Annotated in this window: 20 protein-coding genes; 6 read left to right on the top strand and 14 right to left on the bottom strand. The window is 73.3% G+C overall.

All coding sequences use genetic code 11. The features are described from left to right. Positions 1–73 precede the first annotated feature (73 nt). The 3 genes from IE207_RS05185 (at position 74) to IE207_RS05175 (ending at position 3,367) form a co-directional block, all read left to right on the top strand. On the top strand, positions 74–748 hold the full coding sequence (locus tag IE207_RS05185; protein WP_190182860.1) for a bifunctional DNA primase/polymerase: 675 nt from the start codon (positions 74–76) through the stop codon (positions 746–748). A 145-nt stretch (positions 749–893) separates the two neighbouring features. Next, positions 894–1,724, top strand: coding sequence for an ABC transporter ATP-binding protein (locus IE207_RS05180; protein WP_190182859.1), 831 nt, complete (start codon positions 894–896; stop codon positions 1,722–1,724). Beyond that, complete coding sequence (locus IE207_RS05175) at positions 1,721–3,367, top strand: transporter (protein WP_190182858.1); 1,647 nt, start codon at positions 1,721–1,723, stop codon at positions 3,365–3,367. The genes IE207_RS05180 and IE207_RS05175 overlap by 4 nt, the downstream gene beginning before the upstream one ends. 161 nt (positions 3,368–3,528) lie before the next feature. Here the strand turns inward: IE207_RS05175 and IE207_RS05170 are convergent, their stop codons facing one another. The 3 genes from IE207_RS05170 to IE207_RS05160 all read right to left on the bottom strand — a co-directional run bounded on the left by IE207_RS05170 (position 3,529) and on the right by IE207_RS05160 (position 6,042). After that, entirely contained in the window at positions 3,529–5,160 is a 1,632-nt protein-coding gene (locus tag IE207_RS05170; protein ID WP_190182857.1) for a CHAP domain-containing protein, read from the bottom strand. A gap of 196 nt (positions 5,161–5,356) precedes the next feature. Next, entirely contained in the window at positions 5,357–5,524 is a 168-nt protein-coding gene (locus IE207_RS05165; RefSeq protein WP_190182856.1) for a hypothetical protein, read from the bottom strand. A 158-nt stretch (positions 5,525–5,682) separates the two neighbouring features. Next, positions 5,683–6,042: a hypothetical protein gene (locus IE207_RS05160; RefSeq protein WP_190182855.1), complete on the bottom strand. Its 360-nt coding sequence runs from the start codon at positions 6,040–6,042 to the stop codon at positions 5,683–5,685. A 156-nt stretch (positions 6,043–6,198) separates the two neighbouring features. On the opposite strand from IE207_RS05160, the gene IE207_RS05155 reads away from it, so the two are divergent. After that, positions 6,199–7,200, top strand: a complete 1,002-nt coding sequence (locus IE207_RS05155; RefSeq protein ID WP_190182854.1) for a helix-turn-helix domain-containing protein — start codon at positions 6,199–6,201, stop codon at positions 7,198–7,200. Positions 7,201–7,285: 85 nt separating this feature from the next. Here IE207_RS05155 and sigJ read toward each other — a convergent pair whose 3' ends face one another. From sigJ to IE207_RS05140, 3 genes are all read right to left on the bottom strand, one after another. Then, entirely contained in the window at positions 7,286–8,179 is an 894-nt protein-coding gene (gene sigJ, locus IE207_RS05150) for an RNA polymerase sigma factor SigJ (protein ID WP_190182853.1), read from the bottom strand. A gap of 122 nt (positions 8,180–8,301) precedes the next feature. Next, on the bottom strand, positions 8,302–9,201 hold the full coding sequence (locus tag IE207_RS05145; protein WP_190182852.1) for an alpha/beta fold hydrolase: 900 nt from the start codon (positions 9,199–9,201) through the stop codon (positions 8,302–8,304). Between the two features lie 359 nt (positions 9,202–9,560). Continuing rightward, positions 9,561–10,253, bottom strand: a complete 693-nt coding sequence (locus tag IE207_RS05140; RefSeq protein WP_190182851.1) for an iron-dependent transcriptional repressor DtxR — start codon at positions 10,251–10,253, stop codon at positions 9,561–9,563. A gap of 242 nt (positions 10,254–10,495) precedes the next feature. Between IE207_RS05140 and IE207_RS05135 the strand changes: the two genes are divergently transcribed. Next, positions 10,496–11,251, top strand: a complete 756-nt coding sequence (locus IE207_RS05135) for an SIS domain-containing protein (protein WP_190182850.1) — start codon at positions 10,496–10,498, stop codon at positions 11,249–11,251. Positions 11,252–11,288: 37 nt separating this feature from the next. Here IE207_RS05135 and IE207_RS05130 read toward each other — a convergent pair whose 3' ends face one another. Together IE207_RS05130 and pdxH are read right to left on the bottom strand one after the other, a co-directional pair. After that, positions 11,289–12,704, bottom strand: coding sequence for a PAS domain-containing protein (locus IE207_RS05130; RefSeq protein ID WP_190182849.1), 1,416 nt, complete (start codon positions 12,702–12,704; stop codon positions 11,289–11,291). Between the two features lie 477 nt (positions 12,705–13,181). Beyond that, complete coding sequence (pdxH, locus tag IE207_RS05125; RefSeq protein WP_190182848.1) at positions 13,182–13,844, bottom strand: pyridoxamine 5'-phosphate oxidase; 663 nt, start codon at positions 13,842–13,844, stop codon at positions 13,182–13,184. Positions 13,845–14,044: 200 nt separating this feature from the next. On the opposite strand from pdxH, the gene IE207_RS05120 reads away from it, so the two are divergent. Beyond that, positions 14,045–15,151, top strand: coding sequence for a citrate synthase 2 (locus tag IE207_RS05120; RefSeq protein WP_190182847.1), 1,107 nt, complete (start codon positions 14,045–14,047; stop codon positions 15,149–15,151). Positions 15,152–15,231: 80 nt separating this feature from the next. Here IE207_RS05120 and IE207_RS05115 read toward each other — a convergent pair whose 3' ends face one another. The 6 genes from IE207_RS05115 to IE207_RS05090 form a co-directional block, all read right to left on the bottom strand. Further along, entirely contained in the window at positions 15,232–15,840 is a 609-nt protein-coding gene (locus tag IE207_RS05115) for a TetR/AcrR family transcriptional regulator (RefSeq protein ID WP_190182846.1), read from the bottom strand. After that, on the bottom strand, positions 15,828–16,565 hold the full coding sequence (locus tag IE207_RS05110) for an enoyl-CoA hydratase family protein (protein WP_190182845.1): 738 nt from the start codon (positions 16,563–16,565) through the stop codon (positions 15,828–15,830). Before IE207_RS05110 ends, IE207_RS05115 begins: the two co-directional genes overlap by 13 nt. A 393-nt stretch (positions 16,566–16,958) precedes the next feature. Next, a complete protein-coding gene (locus tag IE207_RS05105; RefSeq protein ID WP_190182844.1) occupies positions 16,959–18,122 on the bottom strand; it encodes an acyl-CoA dehydrogenase family protein in 1,164 nt (387 codons plus the stop codon). Beyond that, a complete protein-coding gene (locus IE207_RS05100; protein ID WP_190182843.1) occupies positions 18,119–20,077 on the bottom strand; it encodes an ATP-binding protein in 1,959 nt (652 codons plus the stop codon). The genes IE207_RS05105 and IE207_RS05100 overlap by 4 nt, the downstream gene beginning before the upstream one ends. An 8-nt stretch (positions 20,078–20,085) precedes the next feature. Continuing rightward, complete coding sequence (locus tag IE207_RS05095; RefSeq protein WP_190182842.1) at positions 20,086–21,684, bottom strand: acyl-CoA carboxylase subunit beta; 1,599 nt, start codon at positions 21,682–21,684, stop codon at positions 20,086–20,088. Continuing rightward, positions 21,681–23,357: an acyclic terpene utilization AtuA family protein gene (locus IE207_RS05090; RefSeq protein ID WP_229873499.1), complete on the bottom strand. Its 1,677-nt coding sequence runs from the start codon at positions 23,355–23,357 to the stop codon at positions 21,681–21,683. Before IE207_RS05090 ends, IE207_RS05095 begins: the two co-directional genes overlap by 4 nt. Positions 23,358–23,390 lie beyond the last annotated feature (33 nt).

The raw sequence follows: 23,390 nt of genomic DNA, 5'->3' as shown, positions 1-23,390 counted from the left end.
CCCATTTGCAGGATCGATGCTCCGCGTACGACCCGGTTTACGCCCGTAACCCCCGGTGGGTGCGGGAGTTGTGATGGACGTGGAAGAGACCATCGGAGTCACGGAGACCGCACCCATCCCCAAGCAGCGCGGCGAGCAGCTGCTGGACCATGCCGTGCGGTACGCGGAAGAACGGCACTGGGATGTCTTCGCGGGCACCTGGCTGGAGGTCGGCGACGGCCGGGAGGTGTGCTCCTGCGGCGATCCGGACTGCGCGGCGCCCGGGGCGCACCCGGCGGTGAAGGACTGGGCGGCGCTGGCCACCGGCAGCGCGGTACAGGTGCGGCGCATCTGGGCGAAGCAGCCGCGGGCCTCCATCCTGCTGCCGACGGGACGGACCTTCGACGCCATCGACGTGCCGTCGGCCGCCGGGATCCACGCCGTGGCGCGGCTGGAGCGGATGCAGCGCACGCTGGGCCCGGTCACCCTCACTCCCGACCACCGGATGCTGTTCTTCGTCCTGCCCGGAGCCGGGGCGAAGGTGCCGGACCTGGTACGGAAGCTGGGCTGGTCGGCGCCCGCGATCGACATGGTCGCGCGGGGCGAGGGCGAGTACGTCGCCGCGCCGCCCACCCGTTTCGGCGGCCGGGGCCCGGTGCAGTGGGCGCGCAAGCCCACTCCGGCGAACCGGTGGCTGCCGGACACCGAGGAGCTGATCGACGCGCTCGCCTACGCGTGCGGCAGCCAGGCGGCCGCGGCCCGCGCCTAGCACGGCGCCTGAGCCCGCTCCCCGTCCATGAAGGCCTGAGTTCATGACATGAGTACTTCATGACATAAGTAACTGCTGCCGACTCGTTCCCTCCTCATATGGTGAGGAAAGTACGACCACGGGGATCAGAACGAGAGGCAGGCGCATGCCGGACCAGGGTGATGCGACGGGCAGGACGGGCGGTTCGACGGGTGGCGTGCGATCCACGCCGCCCGCCGCCGTGCGGATAGAGGGGCTGTGGAAGCGGTTCGGCGAGCAAGTGGCCGTGGCCGGCATCGATCTGGAGATCCCGGCGGGCCGGTTCATCGGGCTCGTCGGCCCGAACGGCGCGGGCAAGACGACCACGCTGTCGATGGTGACCGGACTGCTGCGCCCCGACATGGGGCGGGTCTTCGTCGCCGGACACGACGTCTGGGCGGACCCGGTCGAGGTGAAGTCGCGGATCGGCGTCCTGCCGGAGGGGCTGCGGCTCTTCGAGCGGCTCTCCGGGCGGGAGCTGCTCGGCTACATGGGCCGGCTGCGCGGCCTGCCGGGCGAGGAGACGGACAAGCGGGCGACGCAGCTGCTGGAGGTGCTGGACCTCGCGGGCTCACAGCACAAGCTGGTCGTGGACTACTCGACGGGCATGCGCAAGAAGATCGGCCTGGCGGCCGCGCTGCTGCACAACCCGGAAGTCCTGTTCCTGGACGAGCCGTTCGAGGGCGTCGACCCGGTGTCGGCGCAGACCATCCGCGGAGTGCTGGAACGTTACACCGCGTCCGGTGCCACCGTCGTGTTCTCCTCCCACGTGATGGAGCTCGTCGAGTCGCTGTGCGACTGGGTGGCCGTCATGGCCGGCGGCCACATCCGCGCTGCGGGCCCGCTGGCGGACGTCCGGGGTGACGCGCCCTCGCTGCAGAACGCGTTCCTGGAACTCGTCGGAGCGCAGGACCGGGCCGCGGGCGACTCCCTGGACTGGCTGGGCGGCGGCCGATGAGCACCCCGGTCACCGCCGCCGCCCCGGCGGCACCCGTCACCGCCGTCCCGGCCCTGCCCCTGACGCCGCTCTTCGTCCGCCTCAAGCTGTCGTTGCTCAAGAACGGGCTCAAGGGCTCCTCGAAGCGCAAGGCGGCCTGGTTCGGCACCCTCGCGCTGGCGCTGGTGGTGGGCTTCTTCGTCACGCTGGGGCTGGCCCTGCTGCACGGCCGCGCGCACGCGGGGACGGTCGTCGTGATCCTCGCGGCGATCCTCGCGCTCGCCTGGAGCTTCATGCCGCTGTTCTTCCCGACCGGCGACGAGACGCTCGACCCGAGCCGGCTGGTGATGCTGCCGCTGCGCCCGCGTCCGCTCGTACGGGCCCTGCTGGCGTCCTCGTTGGTCGGCATCGGGCCCCTGTTCACGCTCTGCCTGGCCGTCGGCTCGGTGGTGGCGGTGGCGCGGGGCGCGGCCGGGGCGGTGTTCGCCGTCGTGGCCGTCCCGCTGCTGCTGCTGGTCTACGTGAGCCTGGCGCGGGCCGTGGCCACCGCCAACGTGCGGCTGCTGTCGAGCCGCAAGGGACGTGACCTCGCGCTGCTCAGCGGCCTGCTCATCGCGATCGGCGCCCAGGTGGCCAACTTCGCCAGTCAGCGCCTGTTCCAGCCGGGCGGACTGGCCCACCTGGAACCGGCCGAGGCGGTCGTCCGCTGGCTGCCGCCCGCGACGGCGGTCGGCATGGTCGACTCCGCGAGCAAGGGCGACTACGCGGCCGCCGGGGCCCAGTTGCTGCTCACCCTCGCCGCCCTGGCCGGGCTCCTGTGGTTCTGGGAGCGCAGCCTGACCAAGCTGATGGTGACCCCCGACGGGTCGACCCTCGCGGCCGCCGCGCCCCGCAAGGACCGCGACTCGGGCCCGGGCGTCTGGGCGCTGCTGCCCGGCGGCCGGACGGGCGCCGCGATGCAGCGCACCCTGCGGTACGTGCTGCGCGACCCGAAGACCAAGTCGGCCTGGGTGACGGCGCTGGCGGTGGGCCTGATCGTGCCGGTGTTCAACGCCCTCCAGGGGACCGGCTCCCTCTACCTCGCCTGCTTCGGCGCGGGCATGCTCGGCATCCAGATGTACAACCAGTTCGGGCAGGACACCTCCGCGTTCTGGATGGTCGCGCAGACCCTGTCCAGCCCGCACGACGTCTTCGTGGAGATGCGGGCCCGCGCCGGGGCGCTGGCGCTGGTCACCGTCCCGTACACGGTCCTGGTCACGGCGGTCACCGCCGCGCTGGTGGGCAACTGGGCCGACTTCCCCACCGCCCTGGGCCTGGCGCTGGCCCTGCTGGGCGCGATGCTGTGCACGGGCGCGCTGGCCTCGGCCCGGTTCCCGTACTCCATTCCCACGGACGGCGCGTTCAAGAACGTGGCGCCGGGCCAGGCCGGGCTCGCCTGGCTGAGCATCTTCGGCGGCATGCTCGCCTCGGCGGTGATCTGTGCCCCGGTGATCACGGTGACGGTCTACTTCGCCACCACCCCGGAGCAGCACTCCCTCGCCTGGACCGTCCTCCCCCTGGGCATCGCCTGGGCCACGCTCGCCTCCTGGGCGGGCCTGCGCCTGGCGGCCCCCCTGGCGGCCCGCCGCATCCCCGAGATCCTGACGGCGGTCAGCAAGGGCTGACGGCCGGAGCCCGGCCCGCGCTCCCGGAGGGGAGTGCGGGCCGGGCTCTCGCGTGTCCACGGCTCTTGCGCGTCCGCGGTCCTTGCGCGTCCGCGGTCCTTGCGCGTCCGCGGTCCTTGCGTGTCCGGTCCTTGCGCGTCCGCGGTCCTTGCGCGTCCCGGTCAGACCGTGGGGAACTTCGCCGTGAAGGCGGTCGGGACGCCGACCACGTCGTTGAAGCTGAGCTTGCCCTCGCCGAACTGGTCGGCCGTCATGGCCTTCTTCTTGCCGCCGACGACCTGCCAGACGGTGTTGCTGTCGGGCGACAGCAGCATCGTGCCGTCGGCCGGGGCGGCCTTCGCGGCGGCGGACACCAGCCACTCACCCGGCGCACCCTCCAGCGGACGCTTGTCGTACCCGAAGCCCGTGAAGTCCGCGTACGACAGCGGAACCGCCACACCACCCGCCATCACGTAGACCGTCGCATTGGCGCCCGAGGCGTCCTTCACGATCGTGCCGTTGGAGACCTGTGCGGACACCGTCGAGGCCAGCCAGCCGCCGGGGACGCCCATCAGGGAACGCTTGTCGTATCCGTTGGCCGTCCACTCGGCCGCCGAGATGTGCACGGCCGCACCGTTCAGCATCACGTAGCGGGAGGGGTCGGTGCCCGACTGGTCCATCAGGACGGTGCCGGTCGAGGGGACCTTCTTCGCGGCGGCCTTCAGCCACTCGCCCGGAACGCCCATCAGCGTCTGGGTGTTGTACTCGTCGGCGGTCCACTCGGAGCCCGAGATGTAAAGGGCCGCGCCGTCGACCATGACGTAACGCTTCGGGTCCTTGCCGGTCTGGTCCATCACCACGATGCCGGTCGTCAGCTGCCGCTGTGCGGCGTTCTGCAGCCAGGCCGTGGGTACCCCCATGTCGGCGCGGTCGTTGTAGCCGGCGGCGGTCCAGTCCTCGGCGCCGATCAGCAGCGCCGTGCCGTCGATGACCACGTAGCGGTTGGCGCCGCCGGCCTGGTCGTGGACCACGGTGCCGGAGGCCGGGGCGCTCGGCAGGGCCCGGAAGGCCGTGTCGTCCACGAGCACGATCTTGCTCAGGTCGTACTTGTCCGGGGTGACGTCGGAGGCCGCGACCGGGATGCCCGCACCGTTGATGATGACCTTCACGTCCGGGCCGTTCGGCGACTTCACCAGCGTTCCGGCCGGCAGGGAGGCCGGGTTGGGGAGCGAAGGCGTGTTGCTGCCGGCGGGCGAGACGTAGCCGCTGATCCGCTGGCCCCAGGGAAGCGAGCCCACGCTGTAGGAGGAGGTGGCGTTGGTGCTGACGTGGCCGGGCCTGGCGCCCTGGTTGCCGCCCGTGATGGTGACCGTGCCGCCGGAGACCGCCGTGACGAGGGCCACGTGGTCGGCGTAGTCGCTGCCGTTGTAGTTGTAGACGACCGCGTCACCGACGTGCGGGGTGTTGGAGATCGTCCCGTACTTCTTGCCGTAGTCCATGAAGCTGGCCGCTCTGTCGTCCAGGGTGGACAGACCGGTGACCCCGTTGCGGGCCCAGACCCAGCCGGCGAAGTCCGCACACCAGGCGTGGGCCGTGGTGGTGCCGCCGTAGCAGCTGCTGGACTGGTTCGGGCCGCCGACGTAACCGCCGTGGGCGCAGGCCCCGTTGCCGTTCTCGGCGCGGGCCGTGGCCGAGATGCCGTCGGTCAGCGTCGAGGCGCTGGCGGGGGCCGCGCCGACCGCGGTGAGCACGGTGACGGCCAGGGCGGAGGCGGAGGTGAGGCGGATGGCGGTGGCCTTGAGGGCGCGGGACATGACGAAGCTCCTGATGGCGTGAAGTGAAGTGAGGGGGGCGCTGCGGTGGCCGCAGGCCGGGCCTGGCGAAGGCCGGAAGAAAGGGGGCGCCGCGCCGTGATCACGTGGACGGCTGCCCTGCAGGAGCAGCTGTCAGGCGGGTGGGCACGGGGCGCCGGGTGGGGCGGTGGGGCAAGTGGTGCGCCCCGGAGGGTCGTTACTCCCAGACGGTGGTGGACTTGCCGGCCGGGGCCATCTCCCACACGGTGGTGGCGGTGGTGTGGGCGGTGTGGGCGGCGGTCAGCTGGGAGGCCGCTACGGGGGCGAGGGCGGCGAGGGTGAACGTGGTGACCGCGGCGGCCTGGGCGAGGCGGGTGCGAAGCATGGCGGTGGTCCCTTTGCGAGAGCTGGAGCGAAGCGGTTTCGGTGTCCGGATTCGCGTCCCGCGGTGACGTCTCCTCCGGTGTCGCCTGCCGGGTCCGTGTGCTGTTCCCTGCTGGCGATCACTACTTTCGTCGCAGGTCAGGGGGGATGGAAGGGCTTTCAGGTGGACGGAAACGGCCCTGGACCAATCCGGCCAGGAAGTCCGGAAACGGCCTCCAGGAGCCGCTCGTAGTACGCCGTCACCAGGGGTGCGCCGACCCGGCCGACCGACCATCCGCTCAACTCGGGGACCGCCCTCGTCGCACGGCGGCACAGCGCCTCCGCGCGGTGCTCCGCCTCCTCCAGGCCGTCCGCGAGGAGATAGACCCCGAGGACGGGGGACGGCTGCGCGTGCGGATGCGCGGAGACGTGCTCCACCGGGATGTGGGCGGGCGCCTGCGCGCGCACGAGATCGGCCGCCTGCGGCGGAAGCGCGGCTTCCGCCGACGGGGCGCGCAGGCCCACGTGGATGAGGTACATGCGCGCCACTCTGCCCAACTCCGCGGATCGGACACAGGGCTCTGACCTGGACTGTTGGGGCCCTGGCCGGAACCGTCCACGCACTTTGACCACCGGTCACGACGTGCGACGATGCAGACACCTTGTTCGAAAAGGGCTCACACGGGGGGAACCGCTGTGCTCGCCACTCTCGGCCTCGACGCCACGTCAGAGGCCGTCTACCGCACCATGCTCGCTCACCCGCAGGAGGGAGTGGCGACGCTCGCCGACCGCCTCGCCACGCCCGAGGGGGACATCCGGCGCAGCCTGGACCTCCTCAGCGAACTGGCGCTGGTCCGTCCGTCGTACGAACGGCAGGGGCAGCTGCGCGCGGTCTCTCCCGAGGTCGGCATGGAACTCCTCATGGCGCGCCAACAGGCCGAACTCGCCGCCCAGCAGCTGCGGATCGAAGCCTCCCGGGCTGCGGCGACCCAGCTGATCGCCGAGTTCGCCGACCTGACGCCGGCTTCGTCCAGCCCGGGTGTGGAGCAGTTGCTGGGCCTCGACGCCATCCGTGACCGGATCGCGGGCCTGGCGCACGAGGCCCGCACCGATCTGATGACCTTCGCGCCGGGCGGCGGGCACCGGGCCGAGAGTCTGGAGGCGTCGAAGCCCAACGACCAGGCGCTGCTCGGCCGGGGCGTGCGGATGCGTTCGCTCTTCCTCGACAGTGTCCGCAACAGTCAGACCACGGTGGCCTACGCGGCCTGGCTGGGAGAACTCGGCGGCGAGGTGCGGACCGCTCCCGAACTGCCCACCCGGCTGATGATCTTCGACCGGTCGACCGCCGTCATCCCGGTCAGCAGCGAGGACAGCGCGGCAGGCGCGGTGGTGCTGACCGGGCAGGGCACGCTGATGGCACTCTGCGCGCTCTTCGACAACGTCTGGGGCGCCGCGCGCCCGCTGGGGACGGCCGAGACGGTCCGTGACGAGGGCGGCCTCAGCCCGCAGGAGACCACCGTCATCCGGCTGCTGGCCCAGGGCCTGACGGACGAGGCGATAGCCAAGCGGCTGGCGGTCTCCTCGCGCACCGCCCGTCGGCTGGCCACGGACCTGATGGACCGGCTGAGCGCCCGTAGCCGCTTCGAGTTCGGCGTACGGGCGGTCCAGCGCGGCTGGCTGCCGCACATGGCGGACTGAGCCCCCTGGGGCCGGAGCACCAGGTCCTGTCGTCCAGGCCTGTCGTCCCCGCCCTGTCGTCCGCGCCCTGTCCGGTGGACGGGGTCTAGGAGTCGGCCTCGATGCCGGCCAGGTCGAGGGAGGCGAGGCGGTCGGGATCCGCGATGGCGTCGATGCTGACGATCAGGCCGTCGGTGACGGTGAAGGCCATGACCGACAGCGGGCGGCCGTTCGCGGTGACGACCACGCCCGCGACGCCGTTGATCAGTGCCGGGCGGACGAACCGCGACGCGCCGCTGAACATGAGCGCCTGGCCGGCCACGGTACGGGCACCGTTCAGGACGACGGTGTGGCGGCCGCGCGCCACGCCGCCGTCGGAGCGCAGGACGATGTCGGGGTGCAGCACCGAGACGAGCGCCTCGAAGTCCCCTTCGCGGGCCGCGGCGAAGAACGCGTCGACCACGCGCCGCTGCGCGCCGAGGTCGGGGTCCGGGGTCGGGGCCCGGCCCCGTACCCGGCGGCGGGCGCGGCTCGCCAACTGCCGAACTGCGGCGGGGGACTTCTCCAGCATCGGGGCGATGTCGTCGAAGGGCACGGCGAACATGTCGTGCAGGACGAACGAGAGCCGCTCGGCCGGCGACAGCGATTCCAGCACCACCATCAGCGCCAGCCCCACCGAGTCGGCCAGCATCGCCTGCTGCTCGGGATCGGTCACCGTCTCCCGGCTGACGACGGGATCGGGTACGCGGCCGCCCTCCAACGGATCCTCGTGCCGGGTCGCGCGCGAGCGCAGGGTGTCCAGGCACAGCCGCGACACCACGGTCGTCAGCCACCCGCCGAGGTTCTCCACCGCGCCGACGTCACTGCGGCCGAGCCGCAGCCAGGCTTCCTGCACGGCGTCCTCGGCCTCCCCGAGGGAGCCCAACATCCGGTAGGCAACGGCCTTGAGGTGCGCGCGGTGCTCCTCGAACCGACCGGCCAGCAGTTCGTGCTCGTCCACGTCTCGTACTTCCCTCTCCACCACGCCGCCGCCACGCCCCCGCACGCCCCGCCCGCGGGAGCCACCTCCTACGCATCCTCGGCGCCGGCGCGCCCAAATCCCAGGCGATATGGGCGGGTCCGTCAGGAAGCGGCCCTGACGCCGTCGAGGAAGGGCTCCAGCACCGCCCGCCAGGCGGCCGGCTGGTCGTAGTGCAGGTAGTGGCCGGCATCGGGGATTTCGGCGTACCGGCCGGCGGGCAGGACGCGGACCATCTCCTGGGCTTCGGCGCGGCCCAGTTCGCCGTCCAGCCCGCGCACGACCAGCGTGGGGCAGCGGACCTGGGCCAACTCCTCCCAGTGCGCGTCGTGGACCCACGTCTCGCGGGCCGTCAGCATCTGGCGGCGGGAGAAGAGGGGCCGCCAGCCGTCCTCGGCCTGGTGCATGACCTCGGCGAAGAACGCGCCGCGGCCGGGATCGGGGCGGTCCACCCGGGGGTCGTCCTCGCCGAACCAGCGGCGGGCCGCGTCCTGGGTGGGGAAGGGGAGCGGCCAGCGGCGGAACCAGTCCTCCCACTCGCGCTGCGAGGCCTCCCCGAGCGCGGAGGCCCGCATGTCGCAGATGACCAGGGCCTCCACCAGCTCCGGGCGGCGGGCCGCCAGCTGCCAGGCGGTGAGGGCGCCCATGGAGTGGCCGATCAGGGTCAGGGGGGCGAGGCCGAGCTGTTCGACGGCGGCCTCGGCATCGGCGACGAAGGCCTCGCGTCCGAAGGCGGCCGGGGCGTGGGGGCCGGCCGGCGGACGGCCGCTCTGACCGTGCCCGCGCTGGTCCAGGGCAATGACACGGCGGTGCTCGGCGAGCCAGCGGGCGGTGCCGGCCCAGTGCAGGGCGCGGCCCATCAGTCCGTGGAGTAACAGGACCGCGGGCCGCTCTGGCTCCTCGGGCGCACGGGATTCTCCACGGGTCTCACGGCCCGGTGCGAGGAACTCCCAGGCGGCCAGGCGTACGCCGTCGGCCCCTGTGACATCGATGCGCTGTACCACCGCAGATGCACCCCCTTCGATCCCCGCCAGGGTATCGAACCCGTATTCGAAAATGGCGCTCTCGCCGACAACACCGCTCTTTCGAGTGACCTTGCTCAAGGATTGGCCGCCGCTGCCGATGGAGATCCTTTCAACAGGGAGGCGGGCCGCTCGGGGAAGACGGTCCGAAGGGGATGACCTTGAGAGCTCGGGGCTCCAGGTCAGTCAGGGGAGGACCGGTCCCGGCGCCGCAAGGCGCCGGGACCGCTTGCGTAACGCCGGGAGCGGTCGCGTAACGCCGGGCGCCCGGCCGCCGCCGGTACCTCGCCTCCACCGCACCCCGTCGCACCACGTCCACGCCGTCCGCCCCGTCAGCGCCGTCAGCGCTTCGCGACGAACACGTGCGAGGCGATCTCCGCTCCCAGCTCCGCGGCCTCGCCACCACTGCCGACCAGCACCCCGCCCGGGGACTCCGTCACGCTCACCACCGACCCGGGCTGCACCCCGGCCCGCCGCAGCGTGTACATCAGCTGGGCGTCCGTCTGGATCGGCTCGCCGATCCGGCGCACCACCACGGTCTTGCCCTCGGTGCCCGGGTCCAGCTCCGAGAGGCTGACCATGCCGGCCTCCAGGAACGGGTCCGCCTCGGCCTTCTCCCCCAGCTCCTCCAGCCCCGGGATCGGGTTCCCGTACGGCGACTCCGTCGGGTGGCGCAGCAGCTCCAGCACCCGCCGCTCCACCGCCTCGCTCATCACGTGCTCCCAGCGGCAGGCCTCGGCGTGCACCTGCTCCCACTCCAGGCCGATGACGTCGACGAGCAGGCACTCGGCCAGCCGGTGCTTGCGCATCACGCGCGTCGCCAGCCGCCGTCCCTCCTCCGTCAGCTCCAGATGCCGGTCACTGGCCACGGCCACCAGGCCGTCGCGCTCCATGCGCGCGACCGTCTGGCTCACCGTCGGGCCGCTCTGGTCGAGCCGTTCGGCGATCCGGGCTCGCATGGGGACCACGCCTTCCTCTTCCAGCTCGAGGATGGTGCGGAGGTACATCTCCGTCGTGTCGATCAGTCCGGACATTCGTGCCCCTCGGATTGCGTGCGCTGGCCCTGCCCCCAATTCTGACGCATCGGGCCGACAACCGTCCCGTGCCGGACGTCAAGGCCGGTACGGGACATCCGCCGGGGGCCCTCCCACCCCCGCTGGTTCCGCGTCCACCGGATTGACGTTCGTATTGACACGCCCTTGGTCCAGACCGCACGGTGAGCGGCGGACACGGACGCAACACCCCCGCACCCCACCCCTGGAAGGGCCTTCGGCGTATGAGCGAGAGCAAGCTGGCCGGGCAGTTCTTCGACGCCGCCATCGGCCTGCTGGAGCGGGTGCGGGACGAGGAAGCCGGGCCGATCGGCGCGGCCGGGGCCGCCATCGCCGATGCCGTCGCCGGCGGCAAGCGGCTCTTCGCCTTCGGCGCCGGGCACTCCTCGCTGCCCGCCCAGGACGTGGTCTACCGGGCAGGCGGGCTGGCCCTGATGAACTTCCTCGCCGTACCCGGCACCGCGGGCATCGACGTCATGCCGGCCACCCTCGGCAGCGCCCTGGAGCGTGTCGACGGTCTCGCCGCGGCCGTCCTGGACAGCAGCCCGGCCGCCGAGGGCGACGTCCTCGTGATCATTTCCCTCTCCGGGCGCAACTCCCTGCCCGTCGAGATGGCCATGAACGCCCGCGCCGTCGGCCTCAAGGTCATCGGCGTGACCTCCGTGGCGTACGCGACCGAGACGCGGTCGCGGCACGCGTCGGGCACCTACCTCAGGGACCACTGCGACATCGTCCTCGACAGCAAGATCGCGGTCGGTGACGCCGAGCTGACCCTCGACGGCATCGACGCCCCCTTCGCACCCGCCTCCACCGTCGTGACCAGCGCGATCATGCAGGCCGTGATGGCGGCGGCGGCCGGCGAGCTGGCCGCGCGCGGGGTGCAGCCGCCGCTGCTGCGCTCGGGCAACGTGGACGGCGGCCACGAGTGGAACGGCCGCGTCATGCAGGAGTACGGCGACCGGATCTTCTTCCGCCACTAGCCTGGCCCCTCAGCCGGACCCTGCCGGCCGGGGCCCCTCAGCCGGGCTCCGTCCGCCTGGCTCCGTCCGCGCCGGCCGACGTACGCCGGGCCAGGTCCAGGTCCGCCGCGACCCGGGCCGCGACCTCCTCCGCGTACAGGGCGTCCGCGCGCTCGAACGCCGGGCGCGACGGGCCCCGCAGGAAGGTCAGCGCCCCCAGGGTCCGGCCCCGGCTGCGCAGCACCGTGCACAGCGCGTGCGCCGCGTCCGGTGGCCAGTGCCGGGCCCGCGCCCACGCCTCGGGCGGCTCCCCCGCCGGGACGCTGGCCCGCACCGGGCCGATCCGGTCCAGGGCCTGCAACGCCGGGTGCATGCCCGCGTACCGGACCGGGATCGTGCCCGGCGCCGGCAGCAGCAGGGTCTGCCCCGACGGCGACACCGCCGCGCGGACGAGCCGTCTGCGGCGCCCCGGGACCGCCTGATCGGGGCGCGCGTCCGCCGGGTCCGCCGCCTCCGCCGGGCCGTCGAGGACATCGGGAACGTCCAGGACGTCGACCAGCGCGTGCTCCGCGAAGCCGGCCAGGGCGAAGTCCAGCCGTACGGCCGCCGCCTCCGCCGGGTCCTCGCACTCGGCGGCGGCCCGCCCCGCCCGGTGGAGCTGGTTGGACCGGAACCGCAGCTGCCCGGTGTCCAACTCGGCCCGCCTGGCCTCGGTGACGTCCTGGAACAGCCAGCCGACCCCGAGCGGCACCGGCAGCTCCGCCAGCGGCGAGGCCAGCCGCAGGAACCCCGAACGCCAGCACCGCCGCCGCACCCCTTCCGGCGTGCGGACCGACACCCACAGCTCCAGCGGCGCCGGCGGGGCCCCCTCCGCGAGCACGTGCTGGAGCGCGCCCTCGAGCTCCTCCACGCCCTGCGCCAGAAGCTCCCCGAGCGGACGCCCCAGCAAGGCGGTGCGCCCGGATCCGAAGGCGCGGGCGGCGTGCAGGTTCACGACCGCCGGGCGTAAGTCGACGTCGACCAGGACGACGCCCCAGGAGGCGTCGTCCAGCAGCGCCTCGCTCAGGGCGATGGACCGCTCCAGGTCGATCTGCGCGTGCACCTCGCTGAACGCGCAGTAGACGCCGGCGGGCTTGCCGTCCACGCCCGGCACCCCGGCGGACTGGGTCCGTACGAGGACCCGGCCGTTGTCCTTGGTCAGCAGCGCGAACTCGTGGACGTGCCGGCCGGGCGAGTCCTGGGCGGACATCAGCCGGCCCTCCACGTCGTGCGCGTCGGCGGCGCGCACCGCCCACCCGGCGAACCCGCGCCGGCCGACGGCCTCGGCGGCGGTCCAGCCGAGGATCCGCTCGGCTTCGCGGTTCCAGTGGGTGATCACGCCGTCGGCGTCGAACGCGCACAGCGCCGCGTCCATCCCGTCCAACAGCGCTGCGAGCAGATCGTCGGCGGTCTCGTTACGTCCGGAAACACTCACCTGGCACCCCCAGCAGGTGTTCGCGTATGCGGCACGTCAGATCATTGAACCGGAACGTGACGCAGCCCACACCCCCTTCCCGGAATCATCCCGTTTTTTCCGTTTCGGCCGCCCGGGCGAAGTCGGCTCCATAAATGCCTTGAGCGACTCGGGACGGGCTCGTAGGCTCTGCCGTACACGAGAAGGGAGGTGGTTCCCGAAATGTACGGAAACCGGACGCGTGAGGTGGCTGCGGGCTAAAGCGCCCGTCGTCGCACGCACCCAGTGCGGTGCCCGGCGGGAACGCCAGGCGCCAATCCCAAGCAGTCACCCGACCCGCGGGCTCGCCGGTACGTCCGGCCGGCTCCTCTCACTGCAGGAGAGGATCCCGAGCCCGCGGGTCGTCTGCATTTCCCGGGGCCCCCTTCCGTGAGCGGGGCCCCCGGTCCCGTATACACCGTCCCGGACTTCCCGTCCCGGACCTCCCGCCCCGGCCGCCTACGGGCAGAGCCGCTCGACCCGCCAGTTCACGCCCTCGCGGACGTAGCGCAGCCGGTCGTGCAGCCGGTTCTCGTGGCCCTGCCAGAACTCCACCGCGTCGGGCACCACCCGCAGGCCGCCCCACTCCGGCGGCACCGGCACCTGCTCGCCCTCCGGGTAGCGCTCCGCCAGCTCCGCGTAACGCCGGTCCAGCTCCGCCCGGGAGCCGATCACCTGGGACTGCGCGCTGGCCCAGGCGCCGAGCTGCGAGCCGTGCGGCCGGGAGCGGAAGTACGCGGCGGTCTCGTCGCGGCCGATCCGGGCGGCCGTACCCGTCACGATCACCTGGCGGGCGATCGGATGCCAGGGGAACAGCAGCGACACGTACGGGTTCTCGGCGATCTCGCGGCCCTTGCGGGAGGCGTAGTTCGTGAAGAAGACGAAGCCCCGCTCGTCGAACTGCTTGAGCAGCACGGTGCGGGAGCTGGGCCGGCCGTCGGCGGTCGCGGTCGAGACGACCATGGCGTTCGGTTCGAAGAGGTGCGACGCGGCGGTCTGCCGGAACCACTGCGCGAACTGCTGCATCGGGTCCTCGGCGAGGCTCTCCTCGTCGACGATCTCGGAGCGGTAGTGCTTGCGCATGGTGGCGGGATCAAGGTCCTGGTGGGTCACGCGGGCCATCCTGCCGCAGTACGACTGCCAGGGGTGTGCCGTATGTCACGCTTCCGCAGGCCATGCGGAACGGACAAAATCTTGGGGCCGGTCCGAGGGTCCCCGCACGGATGACCATCGGCCGTGCCGGGCATCAACGGGGATGACCGCGCCGGACCGCGAATCACGCCGGGAGCCGCGCGTGTTCGCACTATCTGAGGAGCCGCCTGATGTCCGACTTCGTACCCGGGCTCGAAGGGGTCGTCGCGTTCGAGACGGAGATCGCCGAGCCCGACAAGGAGGGCGGGTCCCTCCGCTACCGGGGGGTGGACATCGAAGACCTGGTCGGCCACGTCTCCTTCGGGAACGTGTGGGGCCTGCTGGTCGACGGCGCCTTCAACCCCGGTCTGCCGGCCGCCGAGCCCTTCCCGATCCCGGTGCACTCCGGTGACATCCGGGTCGACGTGCAGTCCGCGCTGGCGATGCTGGCCCCCGTGTGGGGTCTGAAACCGCTGCTCGACATCGACGAGCGGACGGCGCGGGACGACCTGGCGCGGGCGGCCGTGATGGCGCTGTCCTACGTCGCCCAGTCGGCCCGCGGCCAGGGCCTGCCGATGGTGCCGCAGAAGGAGATCGACAAGGCCGAGTCCGTGGTCGAACGGTTCATGATCCGCTGGCGGGGCGAGCCGGACCCGCGGCACGTCAAGGCCGTCGACGCGTACTGGACCTCGGCCGCCGAGCACGGCATGAACGCCTCCACCTTCACCGCGCGGGTGATCGCCTCCACCGGAGCCGACGTGGCGGCGGCGCTCTCGGGTGCCGTCGGCGCGATGTCCGGGCCGCTGCACGGCGGGGCGCCGTCCCGGGTGCTCGGCATGATCGAGGAGATCGAGCGCACCGGCGACGCCGTGGCCTACGTGAAGAAGGCCCTGGACAAGGGCGAGCGGCTGATGGGCTTCGGGCACCGGGTCTACCGGGCCGAGGATCCGCGCGCCCGCGTGCTGCGGCGCACCGCCAAGGAGTTGGACGCGCCGCGCTACGAGGTGGCCGCCGCGCTGGAGAAGGCGGCGCTGGAAGAGCTGCACGCCCGCCGTCCCGACCGGGTGCTCGCGACGAACGTGGAGTTCTGGGCGGCGATCATGCTGGACTTCGCGGAGGTCCCGGCGCACATGTTCACCTCGATGTTCACCTGCGCCCGCACGGCGGGCTGGTCGGCGCACATCCTGGAGCAGAAGCGCACGGGGCGCCTGGTGCGCCCGTCCGCCCGCTACATCGGCCCGAGCCGGCGGGACCCGCGCGACATCCAGGGGTACGCGGACATCGCCGAAACGGCCTGATCCGCCGCCCGCCGCGCCCAGGCGCCGCACCCCGGGGCGGGGGGCGGCGCCTTGCGCTTTCCCGGGGTCCTCGGGGGCCCTCAGGGGCCCAGCGCGGCGTCCAGGATGGCGGCCCACTGGGTGACGACGCGGGCCCGGCGGGCCGTGTCGTCGGACAGGACGTTGGCCAGGCCCAGGCCCCGGGCCATGTCGAGGAGGCCCTGCACGGTCTCCCGTACGCCCGGCACCGACTCGTCGGCGCCGAGCAGTTCGACGGCGATGCGGTGGGTCTCGCGGCCGACGCGGGCTTCGAGTCCGCTGACGTGCGGGCGCAGCTGTTCCTCGTTGGAGGCGGCGACCCACAGCTGGAGCGCGGCTCGGAAGAGCGTGCCGGTGTACAGGTCGACCAAGGCCTCGACGACGGCCGTGCGGGGGGCAGGGCCCGCGTGGAACAGCTCGCGCAGGGCGGTGGAGCGTTCCTCGGCGACGTGCTCCACGGCGGCCGTGAACAGCTTCTCGCGGGTCGGGAAGTGGTGCTGGGCCGCGCCGCGCGAGACCCCGGCCCGCTCGGCGACGACGGCGACGGTGGAGCCCGCCCAGCCGTGTTCGGCGAGGCAGGAGACGGCGGCCTCCAGGAGGTGGCGGCGGGTGACGCGGCTGCGGGCCTGCTTGGGGCCGGCGGCCGGACCGGCGCCGGTCACCGTGCCCATGACGGGTCCCGGCGTTCGAAGCGGGCGGTGATGCCTTCGCGGGCCTCTTCCGAGGCGAAGTGGCGGGCCGACAGCTCGGCCAGGGCGGCGCCGTCCTCGGCGAGCGCGGCCCGGACGGGTGCGGTCAGCAGCCGCTTCGTCGCGGCGAGGGCCTCGGGGCCGGCTTTGCGCAGGCCCGCGAGGACGGGGGCGAGCGCCTCGTCGACGTCCGCGCCGTGCAGGGTGAGGAGGCCGATCCGGGCCGCCTCGGCGGCGTCGAAGGCCTCGGCGGTCAGGAAGTAGCGGGCCGCTGCGCGGGGGTCCAGGCGGGGCAGCAGCGGTGCGGAGATGACGGCCGGCACGACGCCGAGGTGGGTCTCGGTGAAGGCGTACGTGGACTGCGGCCCGGCGGCGGTGATGTCGCAGGCGCCGAGCAGCCCGAGGCCGCCTGCCCGGACGTGTCCGGTGACCCGGGCCACGACGGGCTTGGGAAGCTCCGCCACCTCACGCAGCAGGGCCAGGAAGTCGGCGGGGTCGCAAGGCGACTTGAGGTCGGCGCCGGAGCAGAAGGTGGTGCCGGTGTGGGTGAGGACGACGGCCCGCGCCGCCGGGTCCGCGCCGGCTCCGGCGAGGGCCGCGCGGAGCTCGCCGACGAGACCGGCGGAAAGCGCGTTGCGGTTGGCCGGGGAGTCGAGGGTGAGCGTGGTGATGCCGGTCGCCTGCCCGGCGTGCACGAGTGGGGCCATGTCTCTCCTCCGGAGGGGGTGGGCCGGTCGGGGGTCCTCCCCCGGGGGAGGGTATGCGGACCCGGCGGCTGCCCGCCAAGTCACCCCCCGGGGGAGGGTGGGGCGGCCCGGGGCCCCCGGGCCCGCCTCCGGGAGGCCGGGCCCGGGGGCGGCCGCGGGCGGGGGGGCGGGTGTTGGCCCGCGGGCGGGGGCGGGATAGGCCGGTCGGCCGCCTGCTGCGGCAGGACGAGGAGCCGGCCGCGGGCCGGGGCCGGGTGGTGTCGTACAGGCCCGTCGGCCGTCTGTTGCGGCAGGACGGGGGTCGGCCGCGGGCGCGCCGGCCGGTCGTGGTTCGTGTCCGTACGAAGCGGCCGCCCCGCCGGCTCCCCGACCCAGCCCGCCGCGCCACGGCGGTCAGTAGGACTTGGGCAGGCCCAGAGTCTGGTGGGAGACGAAGTTGAGGATCATCTCGCGGCTGACGGGAGCGATGCGGGCTACTCGGGAGGCGGTGATGAGGGAGGCCAGGCCGTACTCGCGGGTGAGGCCGTTGCCGCCCAGGGTGTGGACGGACTGGTCCACCGCCCTCACGCAGGCTTCGGCGGCGGCGTACTTGGCCATGTTGGCCGCCTCGCCCGCGCCCATGTCGTCGCCCGCGTCATACAGCAGCGCGGCCTTGCGCATCATCAGGCGGGCCAGCTCCAGTTCGATGTGGGACTGGGCCAGCGGGTGAGCTATGGCCTGGTGGGCGCCCACGGGTTCCTTCCACACCTGGCGGGTCTTCGCGTAGTCCACCGCCTTGGCCAGGGCGTACCGGCCCATGCCGATGGCGAACGCGGCGGTCATGATCCGCTCGGGGTTGAGTCCCGCGAACAGCTGGAGCAGACCCGCGTCCTCCTCGCCGACCAGGGCGTCGGCCGGCAGCCGGACCTCGTCCAGAACCAGTTCGAACTGCTTCTCCGCCGCCTGGAGTTCCATGTCGATGACCGAGCGGGAGAACCCGGGCGCATCACGCGGCACGATGAACAGGCACGGCACCAGCCGGCCCGACGTGGCGTCCTCCGTGCGGCCGACGATCAAGGTGGCGTCCGCGATGTCCACGCCCGAGATGAAGACCTTGCGGCCGGTCAGCACCCACGAGTCACCGTCGCGGCGGGCTGTGGTGGTGATGCGGTGGGAGTTGGATCCGGCGTCCGGTTCGGTGATGCCGAAGGCCATGGTGCGGGTGCCGTCGGCAAGGCCGGGCAGCCAGGCCCGCTTCTGGGCCCCGGTGCCGAAGCGGGAGATCACGGTGCCGCAGATCGCGGGCGAGACGACCATCATCAGCAGCGGACACCCGGCGGCGCCCAGCTCTTCCAGGACGATGGAGAGTTCGGTGATGCCGCCGCCTCCGCCGCCGTACTCCTCGGGCAGGTTGACGCCGAGGTAGCCGAGCTTGGCGGCATCGGCCCACAGCTCCTCGGGGTGACGGCCCTCGCGGGCCGTGCGGGCGAGGTACTCGCGGCCGTAGCGCTGCCCGAGGGCGGCGACGGCGGCGCGCAGGGCCTGGTGCTCCTCGGATTCCACAACGGAGTTGCTCATACTGGCGTTTCCTCCTGGACTACGGCGAGCAGGGCGCCGAACTCGACCTGGTGGCCGGTTGCGGCGTGGAGCGCGGTGAGCGTGCCGGAGGCGGGCGCGACGATGCGGTGTTCCATCTTCATGGCCTCCAGCCAGAGCAGGGGCTGTCCGGCGGTGACGGCGCAGCCGGGGGCGAGTCCCTCGGCGACGCGCACGACGGTGCCGGGCATGGGGGCGAGCAGCGAGCCGGGTTCGGTGCGGTCCTCGGGGTCCGCGAACCGGGGCAGCCGGGACAGGGTGTGGGCACCCGGCGCGCCGTCCACGTAGACCTCCGCGGGGCCGACACCCCCCTTGTTCGAATTGTGTTTCACGTGGAACACGCGCCGGACGCCGTCCACTTCGAGAGTGACGCGTCCCGGCTCCACGGCCAGGACCCGGACACCGGGGTGGTCCACGGGCTGCGGAGGCCCGCTGCGCGCCGGGTGGTAGCCGATCTCGTACTCGGCACCGGCCACGGCGTAGCGCCGTACCTGCGGCTGCGAGCGCACATTGCGCCAGCCGCCCAACCGGGCCGCGAGCGGGGCGTCCGGGCCCGGCGCGGCGTCGGAGAGGGCCGCGGCGAGCGCGGCCAGGGACGCGGCCCGCTCCGCATCGGGGGCAGGCTCGGTGAGCGCGGCCAGGTGGCGCCCGTAGAACCCGGTGTCCAGGTGCCCGGCGGTGAACTCCGGGTGCCGCAGGGAACGTACGAGGAGGTCCCGGTTGGTGGTCAAGCCGTGGATCCGTGCTCCGGCGAGGGCGTGGGCGAGGGCGCGGACGGCCTCGGCCCGGGTCGGGGCGTGGGCGATGACTTTGGCCAGCATCGGGTCGTAGTGCACGCCGACGCCGTCCCCGTCCGCGAACCCGGTGTCCACGCGTACCGCGCCGGGCACGGCGAGGGTGTGGAGCACCCCGGTCTGCGGCCGCCAGTCCCGGGCGGGGTCCTCCGCGTACAGGCGCGCCTCGACGGCATGCCCGGCGGGTTCGGGGGGCTCCGGCGGCAGCGCCGCGCCCTCGGCGATCCGTAGCTGGAGGGCGACGAGGTCGAGGCCGAAGACGGCTTCGGTGACGGGGTGTTCCACCTGGAGGCGGGTGTTCATCTCCAGGAAGTACGGGCGGCCGTCGGCGGCGACGAGGAACTCGACGGTGCCGGCGCCTTCGTAGGAGACGGCCCGGGCGGCGGCGACGGCGGCCTGGTGGAGGCGCTCGCGCAGCGATGCGGGCAGGCCGGGCGCGGGGGCTTCCTCGATGACCTTCTGGTGGCGCCGCTGGAGGGAGCAGTCGCGGGTGCCGAGCGCCCAGACGGTGCCGTGGGCGTCGGCGAGGACCTGCACCTCCACGTGGCGGCCCCGCTCGATGTAGGGCTCGGCGAACACCTCGTCGTCGCCGAAGGCGGAGCGGGCCTCCGCGCGGGCGGCCTCCAGCTCCTCCTTGAGGCGGTCGAGGTCCCGTACGACGCGCATCCCGCGGCCGCCGCCGCCCGCCGCGGCCTTGAGCAGCAGGGGCAGGTCCGCGGCGGTGGCCCCGGCCGGGTCGACGGGGTCCAGGAGCGGCACCCCGGCGGCGCGCATGAGTTCCTTGGCCCGGGTCTTGGAGGCCATGGCCTCGATCGCCTCGGGCGGCGGGCCGATCCAGGTCAGACCCGCGTCGCGGACGGCACGCGCGAAGCCGGCGTTCTCGGAGAGGAACCCGTAGCCGGGGTGGACGGCGTCGGCGCCCGCCGCGAGGGCGGCCCCGACCAGCAGGTCGGCGCGCAGGTAGGTGTCCGCGGGCGCGGTGCCGGGCAGCCGTACGGCCGCGTCGGCGCGGCGCACGTGCAGGGCGTCGGCGTCGGCGTCGGAGTGCACGGCGACGGTGGCCAGGCCCAAGTCACGGGCGGTGCGGAAGATCCGTACGGCGATCTCGCCGCGGTTGGCGACGAGCAGCGAGGTGATGGTCATCTGCGGGCTCACATCCGGAAGACGCCGAAGCCGCCACGGGCGCCCTCGACGGGGGCGTTGTGGACGGCCGACAGGCACAGGCCGAGGACGGTACGGGTGTCGCGCGGGTCGATGACCCCGTCGTCGTACAGCCGCCCGGACAGGAACATCGGCAGGGACTCCGACTCGATCTGCGCCTCCACGAAGGCGCGCATCCCGGCGTCGGCTTCCTCGTCGTAGGGCTGCCCCTTCGCGGCGGCCGACTGCCGGGCGACGATCGACAGCACGCCGGCCAGCTGCGCGGGTCCCATGACGGCGGACTTGGCGCTGGGCCAGGCGAAGAGGAACCGCGGCTCGTAGGCCCGGCCGCACATGCCGTAGTGGCCCGCGCCGTAGCTGGCGCCGATGAGGACGGACAGGTGCGGGACGCGGGAGTTGGAGACCGCGTTGATCATCATGGAGCCGTGCTTGACGATGCCGCCCTGCTCGTACTCCTTGCCGACCATGTAACCGGTGGTGTTGTGGAGGAACAGCAGCGGGATGTCCCGCTGGTTGGCGAGCTGGATGAACTGGGCGGCCTTCTGCGACTCGGCGCTGAACAGCACGCCCTGGGCGTTGGCGAGGATGCCGACGGGATAGCCGTGCAGGGTGGCCCAGCCGGTGACCAGGCTGGTGCCGTAGAGGGGCTTGAACTCGTCGAAGTCGGAGGCGTCGACGAGCCTGGCGATGACCTCGCGCGGGTCGAAGGGCGTTTTGAGGTCCTCGGGAACGATGCCGAGGAGTTCCTCCGGGTCGTACAGCGGCTCGGGGGCGGGCGGCGGATCCTGGTGCGGCTTGCGGTGGTTGAGCCGGGCGACGATGCGGCGGGCCTGGCGGATGGCGTCGTACTCGTCGAGGGCGTAGTGGTCGGCGAGGCCGGAGGTCCGGGCGTGCATGTCGGCTCCGCCGAGGGACTCGTCGTCGCTCTCCTCGCCGGTGGCCATCTTGACCAGGGGCGGACCGCCGAGGAACACCTTCGAGCGGTCCTTGATCATGACGGTGTGGTCGGACATTCCGGGGATGTACGCGCCTCCGGCGGTGGAGTTGCCGAAGACGACGGCGACGGTGGGGATGCCGTCGGCCGACAGCCGGGTGATGTCCCGGAAGATCGCGCCGCCCGGGATGAAGATCTCCTTCTGGGAGGGCAGGTCGGCGCCGCCGGACTCCACGAGGCTGATGCAGGGCAGCCGGTTCTGCCGGGCGATCTCGTTGGCCCGCAGTGCCTTCTTGAGGGTCCAGGGGTTGCTGGCACCGCCCCGGACGGTGGGGTCGTTGGCGGTGATCAGGCACTCGACCCCCTCGACGGTGCCGATGCCGGTGATCATCGAGGCGCCGACCGGGTAGTCGCTGCCCCAGGCGGCGAGCGGGGACAGCTCGAGGAACGGCGTGTCGGGGTCCAGCAGCAGTTCGACGCGCTGCCGGGCCAGGAGCTTGCCGCGGCCGAGGTGGCGGGCGGTGTACTTCTCGCCGCCGCCGCGCAGGGCGGCGGCGTGCGCGGCGTCGAGTTCGGCGAGGCGGTCCAGGGCGGTGGCGCGGGCCGCGGCGTGCTCGGGCGCGTTCGGGTCGACGGTCGTGGTCAGGCGGGTCATGAGCCGGTCCCCTCCGGGGCGGACAACAGGTGGTCCGGGATGTCGAGGTGGCGGGCGCGCAGCCATTCGCCGAGCGCCTTGCCCTGGGGGTCGAAGCGGTGGGCGGAGGCGACGCCGTCGCCGAGGATGCCGGTGACGGTGAAGTTGAGGGCGCGGAGGTGGGGGAGGACGTGCCGGGTGACGGGCAAGGCGGCGGTCTCGGGCAGCAGCTCTCGGAGCAGCCCGGTGGTCAGGACGCGCCGCAGCCACGCCCAGGCGTCGTCGCTCTCGACCCAGACGCCGATGTTCGCGTCCCCGCCCTTGTCCCCGCTCCGCGCCCCGGCCACCCGTCCGAGCGCCGCCCTGGTGGTGGGCCCGTCCCATGCCTGCGACGGCGGTTCGGACCACCCTTGCGAGGCGGCCCCAGGCCGGTCCTGCGACGCGGCCCCAGGCCGGTCCGGCGACGCGGGCACCGGCGCGGCCGGGACGCCCACGCGGGTTCCGTCCGGGAGGACGGCCGTGTGGGGGACCCCGGTGGCCGGGACGGAGTCCGCCGTGAAGACCCCGTACGGCTGCGCCGGGGCCGGCGGGGCCGTGACGTGGAAGCCCGGGTAGCTCGCCAGCGCCAGCTCGATCGCCGCCGAGGTCAGCGACCGGCCCACCCGGTCCGGGGAGGGGTCCCGCACCACCAGGCGCAGCAGCGCGCTCGCCGTCTCCTGCGTCGGCGCGTCCTCGTGGTCCGTGCGGGACAGCGTCCAGTCCACGACGGCCACCTCCCGCAGCGCGTCCGCGAGTTGCGCCCGGACCAGATCGGCCTTCTCACCGATGTCCAGGCCGGTCAGCACGAACACCACCTCGTTGCGCCAGCCCCCCACCCGGGTCACCCCCACCTTGAGGGTGTCCGGCGGCGGCTCCCCGACGACCCCCGAGATCCGCACCCGGTCCGGCCCGGCCGGCTCCAGCCGGACGGTGTCCAGGCGGGCCGTCACATCGGGGCCCGGATACCGCGCGCCGTGGGTTTCGTAGAGGAGCTGCGCGGTGACCGTGCCCGGCGTGACGGCCCCGCCGGTCCCCGGGTGCTTCGTGATCACCGACGAACCGTCCTCGCAGACCTCCGCGAGCGGGAACCCGGGGCGGCCCACGTCGTGCCGGGTGAAGAAGGCGTAGTTGCCGCCGGTGGCCTGCGTCCCGCACTCCAGGACGTGTCCCGCCACCACCGCCCCCGCCAGCCGGTCGAAGTCGTCCGGCGCCCAGTCGAACCACCAGGCGGCCGGCCCGCTGACCAGCGCTGCGTCCGTGACCCGGCCGGCGACCACCACGTCCGCGCCCGCCCGCAGGCAGGCCGCGATCCCCGCGCCGCCGAGGTAGGCGTTGGCCGTCAGCGCGTCACCGCGCGCGGACGCGTACGGCGTCAGGTCGTCACCCTCCACGTGCGCCACCGTCACCGGGACGCCCGTCTTCGCCGCCAGCTCGCGGATCGCGTCCGCCAGACCGGCCGGGTTCAGGCCGCCCGCGTTGGTGACGATCCGTACGCCCCGCTCGTGCGCGAGGCCCAGGTTCTGCTCCATCTGGCGCAGGAAGGTCTTCGCGTAGCCGAGTTCCCGGTTCTTCAAGCGGTCGCGGCCGAGGATCAGCATGGTCAGTTCGGCCAGGTAGTCCCCGGTCAGGACGTCCAGCGGGCCGCCCGTCAGCATCTCGCGCACCGCGTCGAAGCGGTCCCCGTAGAA

The organism is Streptomyces cirratus (genome assembly GCF_014650775.1).
GTDB classification, from domain to species: domain Bacteria; phylum Actinomycetota; class Actinomycetes; order Streptomycetales; family Streptomycetaceae; genus Streptomyces; species Streptomyces cirratus.
The sequence above is the reverse complement of the archived record's forward strand: the minus strand, read 5'-3'. Positions and strand labels throughout refer to the sequence as shown.